Here is a 14,607-nt window from a genome sequence, read left to right on the forward strand (position 1 = left end):
CAGTGGTACGAGACGCAGTTCACGGGCGAGAAGGCCGAGGTGTTCACGATGAACCTGGCCACGGCGGGCACTTACACGATCGAGGTAAGCCCGTCGGACCTGGACGAAGGAACGATCGACCTGCAGTTGAAGACACCGGGCGGCGGGCCGCTGCTGAAGACAGATGGCACGCCACGGGCGGTGGCGATCGGCAACCAGGGCATCGCCTGGTACAGCATGAACGTCGAGGCGGGCACCGCCTACACCGCTCAAGTGACGGGCTTGGGGTTCGAGCCCACGACCGGGTCGCCGGGAGTGGCGATGCATCTGTACAGCCCGAGCGGCACCTGGATCAACACGTCCTGCACGTTCACGACGTCCAAGTTGAGCTGTGACCTGGGGCCCAGCCTGTTCACTGTCGGCGGAACGTACTCGCTGGCGTACATCCCGACGGCAGGCTACGCGACCGGCTTCAGCGCGTCGATGACCAAGAAATAGAAGCAAGCCGGGTGTCGAAGACGACCCCGATTGCCGAATCCCACGAGTGATGAGGGAGGAGCAGAACATGAGCAAGAAATTCTTTGCGTTGACCTGTCTGTCCGCAGTGCTGGCGCTGTCGATGCCGGTGATGTCTGAAGCGACGCAAGGCGCATCGGCGCAGGCGAGTGTGACGACGATGGTGGCGCCGAAGGCCCTGCTGAGCGACGGCCGATGGCTGGAGGCGGTGGGCGCGACGACAGCGGTGGTGGATGCGCAGGGCCGTCGCACGGCGCTGCCTGCAGGGTTGCTGACGCCGCGCGAGGGTCACAGCCTGACGGTGCTGCCCGACGGGCGGGTGCTGGTGCTCGGCGGCAAGGATGCGAACGGCACCGTGCTGAGCAAGGCAGAGGCCTTCGATCCGGCGACGGGCCGCTTCAGTGCCCTGGAGATCGCTGGCCTGCTGCCGCGGGCGTTGCACAGCGCGGCGGTGCTGGGCGACGGCCGGGTGCTGATCACGGGCGGAGTGGACGCACGCGGTACGCCGCTGGTGGAGGCCGAGCTGTGGAACCCGATGACGAGCCAGGTCGAACGCTTCAACGTGCGGCTGCAGAGCGCGCGGCTGAAGCACCTGAGCAGCTTGTTGCCAAGCAACGCGGTGCTGGTGTGGGGCGGGGTGAGCGCAAGCGGCGCGGCCATCAATGGTGCCGAAGCCTACGACGTGCAGACGCAGCGGTTCGTTGCCGTCAACGATGCCCAGGCGCTGGTGCAACTGCGCGCGCTCGACGGCGCGCAAGCACCGGCCGTGCAAGCAAGCACACCGGCCAGCGAAGCCCATCAGGTGCCGGTGTCGCAGCCCTTGATCGTGCGCTTCAACAAGCGCATGAACGTGGCCAGCCTGAACAGCGCCAACGTCACGCTCATCGGCCCGGAAGGGGCCGTGGCGGTGAAGCCGGTGGCGGTGGAGCAAGGGGTGCTGCTGTTCGTCTGGCCGGGCAAGCAGTTGCTGCCCTCCAGCCGCTACACGCTGTTCATCAACGGCGCGGCGGACAACGCCGGCCAGCGCCTGGCGCTGACGGCGATCGGCTTCGACACCGAGTCACTGGGCGCCGGCGCGGTCGATGGCGGCAAGACCGAGGCGCAACCCGTCGCCACCACCGACAAGACGGGCGCTGCGAAGGCGCCGACGGCCGAAGACAAGGTGCTGGCCGAGATGCTGGCGGACGACGAGTACTTCGTTCCCGGTGCCGAGCAACTCAAGGGTGACTGGTTCTCGGGTCGCGCCGCGTTGGCGCGCCAATCGATGCCGCGCCGCGCCGAGGTGCGCGAGGCGATCTATGGCCATCAAGAGCGTCTGCTCAAGCTGCTGCAGGGCAAGCCCGGCCAGAAGGGTGAAGGGCAGAGCCTGGGCGTGTACGGCGAGGCCGTGGCGGCGCGCCCGGCGGCCGCGGGCCTGTTGCGCCTGAACTGGGCAGACACGCAGTCGCAGCTGAAGGCCGAGCGCCAGGCGGCCGCGATCGCGCCCACGGCCGGTACCACCGCCGTGGCGGGTCAGCTGCTCAAGCTCAACGGCAAGCCGCTGGCCAAGGCCACGCTGCGTCTGAACGGGCTGAGCGCACAGACCGACGACAACGGCGAGTTCTTCATTGCCAACGCGCCGGCCGGCGCAAGCGTGCTGGAGATCGACGGCCGCAGCGCCAACACCGCGCAGGCCAGCTACGGCGTCTTCCACTACCAGGTGCAAGTGCAGGCCGGGCGGGTCAACGCGCTGCCGTTCGTGGTGTGGATGCCCAAGCTGGACATGAAGCACGCGATCAACATCGAGTCGCCGCTGCGCGCGGAGAAGGTGCTGACGCATCCGCGCATGCCGGGCGTGCAGGTCGTGCTGCCGGCGGGCTCGGTCATTCGAGACGCTGACGGCAAGATCGTGACGCGGGTGAGCCTGACGCCGATCCCGGTGGACCAGGCGCCGTTCCCGATGCCGTACGCTGGGGTGCCGGTGTACTACACGCTGCAGCCCGGCGGCGCGGTGATCCAGGGCGTGGACGGCAAGCCGCGGGCGGCGACGGTGCGCTACCCGAACTACACCCGCTTCGGGCCGGGCGAGCAGATGCGGCTGTTCGACTACGACCCGCATGCCAAGGGCTGGTACGTCTACAGCGACGTGCAGGTCAGCGCCGACGGCAAGTCGCTGGCGAGCAAGCAACCCCTGCAGGTCTACCAGTTCGCGCTGCACAGCGTCTCGTCGGGTGGCACCAAGCCGGACCCGGACCAGGACCCCAAGCGCTGCGACGGCGGCAACGGCGACGACGGCGCGGGTGAAGGCGGCTGGGACAAGAACGCCAGCAGCGCAGCCGGCGCCGATGCTTGCGGCGGTGATCCCGTGTCGCTGACGACGGGGCGCTTCACGCACATGGAGCGCGACATGATGCTGCCGGACGTGATCCCGGTGGACATCCTGCGCAGCTACAACTCGCAAGACATCACGGGCAAGACGGCGTCGGTGCGCGCGTTCGGCTTCGGCACCAGCCATCCGTATGAGAACTTCCTGGTGTTCCGTAGCGACTATGGGGACATCACGCTGGTGCTGCACAACGGCAGCAAGGTGCTGTTCAAGGGCACGACCACCAACACCTACCATCAGGTCTACACCGCGGCAAGCGAGACGGGCGAATTCCGTCACGCGACGGTGCAGCCGATCGACAGCTACTTCGTGCTGATCTACCGCGACGGCCGGCAGTGGGGCTTCAGCAAGATGAATGCACGGCTGGTGTGGATGGACGATGCCAACGGCAACCGGCTGGCGATCAGCCGGCCGAACACCAACAGCTACGCCTCGCGCATCACCACGCCCAACGGCCGCTGGGTGGACTTCACCTACGGCGCCGACGGCCGCGTGGCCACGATCGCCGACCACACGGGCCGCAGCTTCGAGTACAGCTACGAGAACAATCGCCTGAAGACCGTCAAGGATCCGGCCGAGAAGACGCGCCAGTACGTCTGGTCGACCATTGGCGGCTTGCTGGAAGAGGTCTGGGACCCGAACAACAAGCGCATGGTGAAGAACACCTACGAGGTGGTCTCGATGGGGATCCAGTGCACCGGCGGCGTGCCGACCAAGTACCAGGACTACGAGACCGGCCGGGTCAAGCGGCAGGTGCTGGCGGACGACACGACCTTCGACTACGACTACTCGACCGTCGTGCCGGGGCAGGACACCTGCACCTGGACCAGCCCGCTGGCGCCGCCGTCGAAGGTGACGGTGGTAACCGATCGGCGCGGCATCAAGCGCAAGGCGGAGTTCGACGACAACCGCTTCATGGTCAGGAACACCGCAGCGCTGGGCAAGGCGCAGCAGCAGGTGACCAATTACGAGACCGTCGACGGCCTGACCAAGTCGATCACCGACGCGCGCAACCGCAAGACGACGTTCGACCACGACGAGTTCGGCAACGTCAAGACGATCACCCGGCTGGCCGGCACCACCGATGCGGTGACCACCAGCATCACCTGGCATCCGGTGTTCAACAAGCCGAAGACGGTGACCGATCCGAACCAGATCACCACGACCTTCGACTACGACGACAAGGGCAACCTGGTCAAGGTCACCGGCCACCTGAAGCACGAGGTCAACTTCAGCTACGACGCGCAGGGCCGTCCAGAGACGGTGACCAACGCACTGAACAAGACCACCACGCTGGGCTATGACGGCGCCGACCTGGCCAGCGTGCTGGACCCCCTGGACCGCAAGACCCAGTACCTCACCGATGCGCTGGGTCGCACCCTGACCACCATCTCGCCGATGGGTCAGGCCACCTACCGCGACTGGGACAAGCTGAACCGCTTGCTGAGTGTGACCGACGCGCTGGGCAACAGTGCCTCGTTCATCTACGACGACAACGGCAAGGTGCTGACGCACAAGGACCAGAAGCTCAATCCGACCCACTACACCTACCACCCCAGTGGCCAGGTGAAGACCAAGGAAGATGCGCTGGGCAAACTGCAGAAGGACCTGTACGAAGGCGGCCTGCTCAAGCGTCGCACCGATCGCAACGGCCAGGTCAGCGGCGTGACCTACGACGACCTCGGGCGCGTTCACATCATCGGCTACGGGGCAACAGAGACCTCGCCCGAGGCCTACAAGAGCACCGTGACGCTGACGTGGGACAACGGCAATCGCCTCGTGCAGATCGACGACGTGGTGGGCGGCAAGACCTACATCACCAAGCGCGTCTACGACGAGCTCGATCGGCTGGAGCAAGAGACCACGCCGCAGGGCGAGGTGAACTACACGTACGACGCTGGCGGCCGGCGCGAGACCATGCGGATCAAGAACGGTGCGCCGGGCTCGCAAGTCGCGCGGCCGCTGATCACCTACACCTGGGACAAAGCCAACCGCCTGCGCCAGATCGACCAGGCCGCCGGTGCGCCCAACGGCAACGCGCCGCAGGTGATCAAGTTCGACTACGACGACGCCAACCAGCGCACCAAGACCACCTTGGCCAACGGCGCGAGCGTCAACTACAAGTGGGACGACGCCGGCCAGCTGGAGTCGATCCGCTACCGCAAGGCTGACGACAGCCTGATGGGCGAGATCGTGTACGGCTACGACGGCGACGGCCGGCGCATCAGCGCCAACGGCAACATGGCGCGGGTGAACCTGCCCGAGGCCAACGTCACCGACATGCAGTACGACGCCAACAACCGGCTCAAGCGCTGGGCGGGCAAGGACTTCTCGTACGACGACAACGGCAACCTGCTGGCCGACGGGGTGAACACCTTCCAGTGGGACGAGCGCAACCAGCTGGCAAGCATCGGCCTGGGCGGCAGCCAGGTGGCCAAGTTCCAGTACGACGCGCAAGGGCGCCGCGCGGCCAAGACGATCGACGGGACGACCACCGGCTTCCTGTACGGCGGCTTGAGCGAAGCCAACATGGCGCAGGAGCTGCTGGGCGACACCAACACCGCCGCGGTGAAATCGCACATCATCAGCGCCGGCATCGACGAGACGCTGCTGCGCGAAATCTCGGGCAAGCTGCACAGCGTGCTGCCCGACGGCAACAACAACACCGTGCGCCTGCTCGACGGTGCCCAGGCCAAGGTGGTCGACTACGCCTACGAGCCCTACGGCCGCACCAGCGCCGACGCCAACAACGCCAACACCCAGCAGTACACCGGCCGCGAGAACGACGACCTCACCAACAACGGCCTGTACTACTACCGCAACCGCTACTACATGCCGGGGTGCATGAGGTTCATCTCAGAAGACCCCATCGGTTGGGCTTCGGGGCAGACCAACAACTATGCGTATGTCGGGGGCGATCCTGTCAGCCTGGTGGACCCGCTGGGCCTGGGCGACGACTGGTTCCGCCCAAAGGATCGAGGGTACAGGTTTGTCGATAGGGTATCTACCTGGGGAGGCAAACTGTGGCGTGGTTTTGGCTACTACAACGCCTTCCAGGGTGGGTGCGAAGGCGCTCTCGCGTACAAAGAATATTCTGAACAGACGGAGAACAAGTTCGATGGGCGTTATGCCGGAGATCAATACACCCCCGCGCAAAGGGTGGCAGAGGCTGCGGAAGGCGTCAGCAACTTTGTCGACGCCTTTGGTAGGCCGTTGACCAGAGTGGCAATTGGCATAGGCATGACAGCCTATGGAGGCGGGTTGGTCGGAGTGGGCCTTGGTGTCGCCGCGGCGGTGGGAGGGGCAGCCTACGGAACCATCACAGGCGGGTGCCTCTAGTGCACATGGAGCTCAATTGACCACCAAGACGCGATTGGTCCTGCACATCTGCTTTGCGACGGTCCTTGGCATCGGCGGGTTATGGTTGTTCTCATACCTGCTTTTTCCCTTGTTCGTTGCCAGCGTGCCAACGCCAATCGCTCCCCTGGCCGGCATCGCCTCGGCCCTGCTCTTGGTCGGCATTCCGTGGGTTGCAGGGATGGGGTTGAGTGTCGCGGTCGACTTGATGAGGTCCCGAGGTGTCCTGGATAGACTCCCACGTGACAGAGTTTTCGACTTGATCGTTGGAACTCAGTATCTGTCTCTCGCGATGCTGCTTCTCATGTGTCACTTCTGGTGGTGGAAGTAGGTCGACGCGCGGATGGTCGGGATGTGGCGACTGGCCAACGCGATAGGTTCGACCAAGTCATCCGTCACCCATGACATGTGACAGGAACGTTAGCGGTCAACTGACCGCTAACAGGCTGCTGAAGTACCCAAAACGCAATGCCGCTCGAAGAAGATCTACGCTGTAGAACGAGCTTGGAGCGATTTTTCCGTGCTCACCAAGGGGTCGAGCACCGACGAAAGTGTCGCTTCAGCCTAGCTCGCGCGGGTACTTCAACAGCCTGCTAACGTGGTCTTGGCGTGCTGGTTCTGGTTGACGTAGGCTGATCACAGTCCGCGGCGGAAGGCGATGTCTCCCGCGTGGGCCTCAGAAGTCGTAGATGTGGTCGACCTGCAGTTCGGGCCGCGCGGCCCAGGCGCATAGTGCATCGGCCAGCTCTGGCACCGGCACCGCGAGCCAGCGGCGTTCGATGTCGGGTCGGGTCAGCACCGGTTGTGTCAGCAGCAGGCGCGCTTCGATGACTGGCGCGGCTTCCGGGGGCATCAGCACGCTGACGAGGATCGGCCCCTGGTTGCCGGCGACCTCTTCGAAGCGCACACCCTGCTGGGCCAGCGGGACGGCGTAGTCGGTGAAGGTGGCGCGCCGCGGCAGGGTGGCCAGCACGCCGCCGCCGAGGTCTCGCACCTTCTTGAGCGCGGGCAACTCGGCGCCGCTGGCGGGCCAGCGGTTCAGCAGCAGCGCGGTGGCGGGCGGCGCCGCAGGCTCCGACCCGTCGACCTGGTGCATCACCCAGCCCCAGGCCGCCTTGGCGCCGTATTCGGTGCTGAGGGCGAAGCGACGCTCCCACTTGCGCAGCACGTTGTCGCCCCACAGTGGGGCGGCCTGCCACAGCTCGTTCAGTCGCGCCAGATGGTCGTAGTCCTGCGGCCGGCGGCCGCGGATGAAGTCGGCGTAATCCAGGGCGACCCGTGCGGCCAGTTGCTCCTCGGCCGTCGGGCCGTTCGCGCTGGCTTCGGCGAGGTGGCCGACGGTTGCTTCATAGCAGGCTTTCAGACCGAACTCGAAGCCGTGGGCCACGCCGGTGCCGACCGCGCGCAGGTGATGACCGAGATCGAAAGTGCTGCTCGGCGTGGCCTGGCTGATGGCGCCATAGCTTTGCCAGAACTGCGCGACGTGGCTGAAGAACGGGAAGGCGCTGGGCGCTTGTTGCGCGGCGAGGTAGGCCGCCAGCTCGGTGCGGCTTTGCACCGGCGTCCAGTCGGGCAGGCTGCGGAAGGTCTGCACACCGCCGCGTCGGTGCTCTTCCGGGGTGCGCGGCGGGCCGCCGACGCTGGCGGCGACGCTGGCCAACGAGACCAGGCCGACGGCCAGCAGGGTCCGCGCGCGTCGCGCGGGTGAGGGCGCCCGTTTCATCGGCGCGGCAGCCCCGCGTCATGCGCCTTGCGGCAGGCCAGCTCCCAGAACAGCCACACCGCACCGAGCACGGGCACCATCACGGCCAGCATCCACCACGGGCTCAAGCCTCGGTCGAGCAGGCGGGCCCGCATCAACACCATCAGCGCGAGCAACGCGGTCGCCGCCCATGCCAGGTGCAGGGTTGGCCAGGCGGTCATCACCGGGCGCAGGCCGAAGAAAGCGGCCCAGACCAGCAGGCTGCCGATCCAGAAGCCCTGGCGGCCCAGGCGCGTGTCGGCGTTCATGCCGCTGCCGGCAGCAGCACCGGCTCGCCATGGGTCTGCAGCAGACCATGCACCGCGGCACGCAGGCCGTCCGGCGTCACCTGCTCGGGCGCCATCGCCGGTGCGGCCACCACGCTGACGCGGCTGAACAACCCGCGGCGGAAGGGCTTGATCATCGCCTTGCCACCTTCGGCACGCGAGAAGAACGAGCCCCACAGGTTGACCAGCGCGACCGGCACGACCGGTACTGGCCGGCGCTCGAGGATCTTCATCACGCCGCCCTTGAACGGCTGCAAGGTGCCGTCGTTGGTGATGCCGCCCTCGGGGAAGATGCCAATCATCTCGCCATCGGCCAGCACCGCATCGGCGGCCGCGAAGGCGGCCTCGTAGGCGGCCGGGTCCTCCCCCCGCGGCGCGATCGGGATCGCCTTGGCCAGCTTGAACATCCAGCCCAGCACCGGCACCTTGAAGATGCGGTGGTCCATCACGAAGCGGATCGGCCGCGGGCTCGCCGCCATCAGCAGCACCGCGTCGACGAAGCTGACGTGGTTGCAGACGATCACCGCCGCGCCGGTGGCCGGGATGTGCTGGTCGCCCACCAGGCGCAGGCGGTAGACGAAATGCGACAGCACCCAGGCCAGGAAGCGCAGCAGGTACTCGGGCACCAGCAGGAAGATGTAGGCGCCGACGACCAGGTTCGCGAGCGCGATCAGGCCGAACACCTCGGGGATGCTGACGCCGGTCGCCAGCAGCGCGCCGACGATCAGGCTGCTGGCGATCATGAACAGCGCATTGAGGATGTTGTTGGCCGCGATGATGCGGGCGCGGTGGCTGGCCGGTGAGCGCAGCTGGATCAGCGCGTACATCGGCACGCTGTACAGGCCCGCGGCCAGCGACAGCGCAAACAGGTCGGCCAGCACGCGCCAGTGCGCCGGCTGGGCGATGAAGGCGCCCACCGTCATCGTGCCGGTGCTGTTGGCACCGAGGCCCCGCGAGGCCAGGTACAGGTCCGCCGCGAACACGCTCATGCCGATCGCACCCAGCGGCACGAGGCCGATCTCGACATGGCGGCGGCTCAGCGTTTCGCACAGCAGCGAGCCGGTGGCGATGCCGAGCGAGAACACCACCAGCAGCAGCGATGCGACCTGCTCGTTGCCGTGCAGCACGTCTTTCGCGAAGGCCGGGAACTGACTGAGGAACACCGCGCCGAAGAACCACATCCACGAGATGCCGAGCAACGAGCGGAAGACGGCGACGCCTTCGTGGGCCAGCTTCAGGTTGCGCCAGGTTTCGCTGACCGGGTTCCAGTTGACCCTCAGGTCGGGTGCGGTGGACGGGGTGGGCGGCACGGCCTGTGCGATCGCGCGGCCCAGCACCGCCAGCACCACGCAGACCAGCGCGACGGCTTGGGTACCGGGCAACCAAGCGTCGGCGGGCAGAGCGATCAGTACGCCGCCGGCCAGGTTGCCGAGCAGGATCGCGACGAAGGTGCCCATCTCGATCATGCCGTTGCCGCCGGTCAGCTCATGTTCGCCCAGGTGTTGCGGCAGGTAGGCGTATTTGACCGGGCCGAACAGCGTGCTGTGCAGGCCGAGCAGGAAGATACCGCCCAGCAGCAGCGGGATCAGCCCGGTGAACAGGCCGACCGCGCCCAGCACCATGATCAGCAGCTCCAGGTTCTTCACCAGCCGCGTCAGCATCGCCTTGTCGTACTTGTCGGCCAGCTGGCCCGAGGTGGCCGAGAACAGCAGGAACGGCGCGATGAAGACCGCACCGATCACCAAGCCGGCCATGTTGCCGGGCAGCCATTGCACGCTCAGCTGGTAGGTCACCAGCACCGTGAACGCGAACTTGAAGATGTTGTCGTTCGCGGCCCCGAGGAACTGGGTCCAGAAGAACGGGGCAAAGCGGCGCTGGCCGAGCAGCGCGAACTGGCTGCTTTCGTGGGCCGGGCGATGGCTGGAAGAGGTGGACATGAACAAACCTCGCTAGAGAGTGCCCCCTGACCTGTCGCTGCGCGCCAGGCCCCCCGAGGGGGTGAGTCGACTTGGGAACGGCCCTGCGCTGACTCAAGAGCGATGGGGCTGGATGATGCCGCAGCGCGGTGGCGCTGCCGATCGGGGTTGGCGAGTGTTGCGCCGTGGGGTCAGCGCACGGTCTGCACGCCGCCGCTGCGTTGCGTGCGGCTGAGCCAGTCGAACACCGAGTCGACGGTCACCGTCGCGATGCGGCCAGCGAAACGGTCGCCGCTCGGGTGGTCGTCGAACTCGACGTTGGCCCGCGTCAGCCGCGCACCGAGCCGCGTGAAGGTGTCGATGCGCAGCACACCGGGTCGGTAGCCCTGGTTGCGCAGCCAGGCCTGGGCCTGGCTGCGGCTGGCGTTGGCCGGCTCGGCGATCATCGCCAATGTCTCCAGCGCCCATTGGTTGGACTGCTGGTAGCGCGTCGCGTAGGCATAGGCCACCATGCTGTAGCGCGGTGTGTGCAGCCGGGTCACGGTGGCGTTGTCGCGCAACAGCGGCAGCAGGCGGTCCTGCAGCTGCGGCGACAGCGTGACGAACGCAGCCTCGTAGCGGAAGGGCCGGTCGTTGAAGAACTCACCCAGACCTTGGCGGAAGACATCGGCCCGATCGGTGCCGCAGGCGTTGAGCTTGTGCACGATGCGCCAGGCGCCGCCGGCCGATTCATCCTTGTAGGCCAGGCCCAGGTGCGACCAACGCAGGCCGTATTTCGACAAATCCTGCCCGGCGCGGGCCAGCAGCACCACCTTGGCACCCGACGCGTCGAGCTTGTCGGCCGTGCGGGCCGCCAGCTCCATGCCGGCGGCCAGCTCGCGGCCGGCCAGCTTGCCCTCTTCGCAGTTCTGGCCGGCGTGGGCGGCAGGCAGCGCCAGGAAAACCACCGCGGCCAGCGCCGCGAGCGTGCGGCGCGGTGACGTCAGCGCGCTCATCGGGTGATCCGCTCGTCGTAGATCAGCGCGCGGCCGATCTCGTTCGGGATGAAGGCGATCGCCTCGCCGGCCGCCGACAGCACGCAGCCGGCGGTCACCACCGTGGCGACGACGAGCGTGCCGGCCGCCACCACCGACGCGCCGGCCAGCTGACTGCCGAAGCGCACCGAGAAGCGCACACCGTCCGACGCACGCTGCAGCACCCACACGGTGCCCTCGGCCAGCGCCTCGACGGCGACAACCGTGAAGGCCGCGCCGCTGACCAGCACCGCCGACGGCGCGGCGACCGAGATCGCGACCGGCACTGACAGCGACAGGCCCGAGGCCGCGCTCAAGTCTCTCGACGGGTCATGGGCCTGCGCCGGCGAGGTGGCGGCCAACGCCAGCGCAAAGGCCGTGGCGCAGAACAGCGAGCGGGTGGTCATGGCTTTCCTGATCAATGAAGTGTGCATGGCGAAGCTCCGGGGTCAGGCGATGCGTTCGGCCGTTTCGCCCCGCGGCTCGCGGTGGTGCAGCGACGCCTCGGCGCGATCGGCTTCGAACGCATCGCGCAAGGTCTTGGCCAGTGTGAAGGCGCTCGAGATCAGGAACAACCAGCTGACCAGCAGGTAGGCCTTGTAGGTCGGGTTGATCGTCATGCGCCACAGGCCCCAGCCGGTCAGGCCCATCGCCAGCGCGAAGCCGCCCCAGACCACCAGGTTCCACATCGGTGTGTCGCCCTTGGGGCCGCGCAACTCCTGGTCACGCACGTATTTGGCCAGTGCGAAGGCCGAGCTGAGGCAGAACACATAACCCATCACCATGAAGGCCCGGTCCAGGTCTTCACCCGGCAGCCAGGCCAGGCCGGTGGCACAAACCGCGATCGAGACACCGAACGAGATCCAGACCTGGGCGCGCCAGGCCTTGGTGTCGCGGCGGACGATGAAGCGGGGTGACGGGGTACTCATACGGGTGCCTGTGGGGCTGTTGAACATGGGTGCATCCTGCGACAGCTCGACACGAAAGTTCCATTTCCGGTGCGGCTGTAGCGCCGAACGCCCAGTTGGGTATCGTCAGGCGATACCTATGGTGGCCGATTCGAAGTGCCAACGGGTGTCGAACACCAGCGGCGACAGGCGCTCGCCGCGCCACGCCACGCGGCGCTTCAGCGCCAGGTCGAACAGCAGCGGGTTGTGGCGGCGCAGGCGTTCCAGCGGCGCGACGTCGTTGGCGTCCAGCAGGCCCTCGTGCACCAGCCGTGCGGTCGAATACAGCGGTCCGACGCCGGGGAGCGGGTAGTCCGAGCCGTGCAGCAGGCGCGGGTGCCAGTCGGCACATTGCAGCACCGTGCGCCAGACTTTGGCGCTTCGGTTGACCTGGAACAGCGCCGACGCGTCGCCCAGCAGCCGGTCGCGCCACTCGGGTTCGTCCATCAGCCGGGTGAACAGATCGAAGGCGGGGCGCGATGTCGGCCGCCGCTGGTCCAGGTCCAGCGCCTGGCCGAGCGATGCGCAGTGCGCGACGATGACGCGAACGCCGGCTTGCAGCGGTGCGCGCACCAGCAACGGGTTGCCCAGCTCGTTGCGGCCGGCGCCGGGCACGGCTTTCTCTTCGCCGCAGTGCACGATCAGCGGCGTGCGGCTCGCGGCCAGTCGCGCATAGAAGGTGCTGAGCCGACGGTCGCGCAGGTCGATAGACATCGCGCTCGGCAGCCACTTGATGGCCAGCGCGCCACCGGCGAGTGCCCGAGCCAGCCGGTCGAGCGCATCGGGCCGCAGCGGGTGGATCGATGCGACCCAGCCGAAGCGCTCGGGTGTTAGCGCAGCCACCTGCTGCGCGTAGGCATCGGGCACGTGGAAGGTGGTCCAGTCCGGTCGTTCGCGAGCCTGGTCGTCGAGCGCCCGGTCGAACGCGAACAGCATCCAGCGTGCGCCGGGTGGGAAACCGGCCGCCAACGTGCGCAGCCGCGCGACGTACGCGCGGTCGACGCCGCCGTTTCCGAGCGCGTCGCCCGGCACACCAGCGGCCTGCATGATCGCCGCGCGCCGCAGCCGCTCCAGCGGGTGCCAGCCTTCGGTCATCGACGGATGGATCGTGCAACCCGAACCGCTGTCGCCGTTGCCGAGCAGATGGGTGTGCACGTCCCACAGCGCGACCGGGTCCAGGCCCTCGAAGGTCTGGTGCAGCAGATCGGCCACCTGCGCGGGCCAGGCCTGCCATGGCATCGCTGGCGTGCTTGCTTCGGCCTGCGCCAGGCTGGTGAAAAGACCGGCAATGGCGGCGGCGCCGCAGCACAGCGCGCGGCGGCGGTGCGGGTGGAAAGAGAACGAATCGTTCATGGCGCGGCATGCTCGCTGCGACGACGTCCAAAGTTCCGCTTGGCAACACCGGGTGGCGAAACCTGAGCCGCGCGGTATCCTGTGGCGCTACTTGACGGAAGCAAGGTCGAGCGGAGGGAGCCCACGCCATGTCCACCACCCAGGCCCTGGTCGAGCAGATCAAGACCGAGCTGAAGCTCGCCGGTATCACCTACGCGCAGCTGGCGCCGCGCATCGGCATGGCCGAGTCGAGCGTCAAGCGCATGTTCGCCAAGGGCGACATGCCGCTGGTGCGCGTCGACGAGATCTGCCGCGTGCTCAAGCTCGACTTCGCCGACCTGGCGCGCAAGGTCGCCGATGCGCAGCCGCTGCGCACCGAGCTGACGCTGGAACAGGAGCGCGCGGTGGTGGCCGACCGCAAGGTGCTGCTGTTGGCGATCTGCTGCCTGAGCCAATGGACCTGCGAGCAGATCGTCGCCACCTACCGCGTCAGCGAGGCCGAGGCGATCAAGTACCTGGCGCAGCTGGACCGGCTGGGCATCATCGAGCTCAGGCCGATGAACCGCTACCGGCTGCGTGTGGCCAAGACCTTCCGCTGGCGACCGCATGGGCCGGTGATGCAGTACTTCCGCGAAGAGGTCGTGACCGACTACTACGCCGGCGGTTTTGACGGCGAGGGCGAGATGCTGACGCTGGTGCACGGCCAGATCGGCCGCAGCCTCGCGGCGCTGTTCAACGAACGGCTGCAGCGCGTCGCGCAGGACTTTGCGCAACAGCACCTGGCCGACCAGAAGCTGCCGCAAGACCAGAAGCGCCCGTACACGCTGGTGATCGGCATGCGCTCGTGGCTGTTCGCGGCGTTCCGCGACATGAAGCGCGAGGCCTGACGCGGGCCAGATGCCCGCGCATCGCCCACCATCTAACAGGCCTTTTCAACGGCAGCGACACTCTCACTTCATGCAAATCGTCATCCCCACGCTCGACCACCTGCCTGGCTACATCGCCGCACTCGAACGGGGGTGGTCGCCCGACAGCCAGCGCGGCGAGGTCGCGGCGCGCGAAGAGCTGGCTCGGCTGCGGCAGGACGAGCCGCTGTTCATCCAGCAACAGCAAGACCGCGAGGCGCTGGGCGGCCCGGTCACCTTGCCCGACGG

At 67.3% G+C, this 14,607-nt stretch carries 10 protein-coding genes and 1 pseudogene; 4 read left to right on the top strand and 7 right to left on the bottom strand.

The annotated features are described in order from the left end of the window. Both VFY73_RS16385 and VFY73_RS16390 read left to right on the top strand, forming a co-directional pair. Positions 1 to 477 (top strand): hypothetical protein (locus VFY73_RS16385; protein ID WP_329720635.1); only part of this gene is annotated, 477 nt, incomplete at its 5' end. 67 nt (positions 478 to 544) lie between these two features. Next, on the top strand, positions 545 to 6,199 hold the full coding sequence (locus tag VFY73_RS16390) for an RHS repeat-associated core domain-containing protein (RefSeq protein ID WP_329720637.1): 5,655 nt from the start codon (positions 545 to 547) through the stop codon (positions 6,197 to 6,199). 694 nt (positions 6,200 to 6,893) lie between these two features. On the opposite strand, the gene VFY73_RS16395 is transcribed toward VFY73_RS16390, so the two are convergent. The 7 genes from VFY73_RS16395 to VFY73_RS16425 all read right to left on the bottom strand — a co-directional run bounded on the left by VFY73_RS16395 (position 6,894) and on the right by VFY73_RS16425 (position 13,474). Then, complete coding sequence (locus VFY73_RS16395) at positions 6,894 to 7,940, bottom strand: hypothetical protein (RefSeq protein WP_329720639.1); 1,047 nt, start codon at positions 7,938 to 7,940, stop codon at positions 6,894 to 6,896. Continuing rightward, positions 7,937 to 8,227, bottom strand: a complete 291-nt coding sequence (locus VFY73_RS16400) for a DUF805 domain-containing protein (protein WP_329720641.1) — start codon at positions 8,225 to 8,227, stop codon at positions 7,937 to 7,939. Before VFY73_RS16400 ends, VFY73_RS16395 begins: the two co-directional genes overlap by 4 nt. Then, positions 8,224 to 10,182, bottom strand: coding sequence for an MFS transporter (locus tag VFY73_RS16405; protein WP_329720643.1), 1,959 nt, complete (start codon positions 10,180 to 10,182; stop codon positions 8,224 to 8,226). The genes VFY73_RS16400 and VFY73_RS16405 overlap by 4 nt, the downstream gene beginning before the upstream one ends. 170 nt (positions 10,183 to 10,352) lie before the next feature. Beyond that, entirely contained in the window at positions 10,353 to 11,156 is an 804-nt protein-coding gene (locus tag VFY73_RS16410) for a DUF2145 domain-containing protein (RefSeq protein WP_329720645.1), read from the bottom strand. After that, on the bottom strand, positions 11,153 to 11,581 hold the full coding sequence (locus VFY73_RS16415) for a hypothetical protein (RefSeq protein WP_329720647.1): 429 nt from the start codon (positions 11,579 to 11,581) through the stop codon (positions 11,153 to 11,155). The genes VFY73_RS16410 and VFY73_RS16415 overlap by 4 nt, the downstream gene beginning before the upstream one ends. A 42-nt stretch (positions 11,582 to 11,623) precedes the next feature. Next, the gene (locus tag VFY73_RS16420) at positions 11,624 to 12,103 is read right to left on the bottom strand and encodes a YiaA/YiaB family inner membrane protein (protein WP_329720649.1); all 480 of its coding nucleotides are present in this window, start codon (positions 12,101 to 12,103) and stop codon (positions 11,624 to 11,626) included. A 105-nt stretch (positions 12,104 to 12,208) separates the two neighbouring features. Next, positions 12,209 to 13,474, bottom strand: a complete 1,266-nt coding sequence (locus tag VFY73_RS16425; protein ID WP_329720651.1) for a hypothetical protein — start codon at positions 13,472 to 13,474, stop codon at positions 12,209 to 12,211. A 128-nt stretch (positions 13,475 to 13,602) separates the two neighbouring features. Between VFY73_RS16425 and VFY73_RS16430 the strand changes: the two genes are divergently transcribed. Together VFY73_RS16430 and VFY73_RS16435 are read left to right on the top strand one after the other, a co-directional pair. Beyond that, the gene (locus tag VFY73_RS16430) at positions 13,603 to 14,340 is read left to right on the top strand and encodes a helix-turn-helix transcriptional regulator (RefSeq protein ID WP_329720653.1); all 738 of its coding nucleotides are present in this window, start codon (positions 13,603 to 13,605) and stop codon (positions 14,338 to 14,340) included. 70 nt (positions 14,341 to 14,410) lie between these two features. Then, a pseudogene (locus tag VFY73_RS16435) lies at positions 14,411 to 14,607 on the top strand (GNAT family N-acetyltransferase); the annotation flags it as partial.

Origin of the sequence: Ideonella sp. (genome assembly GCF_036277275.1) — a bacterium.
Lineage (GTDB): Bacteria > Pseudomonadota > Gammaproteobacteria > Burkholderiales > Burkholderiaceae_C > Ideonella.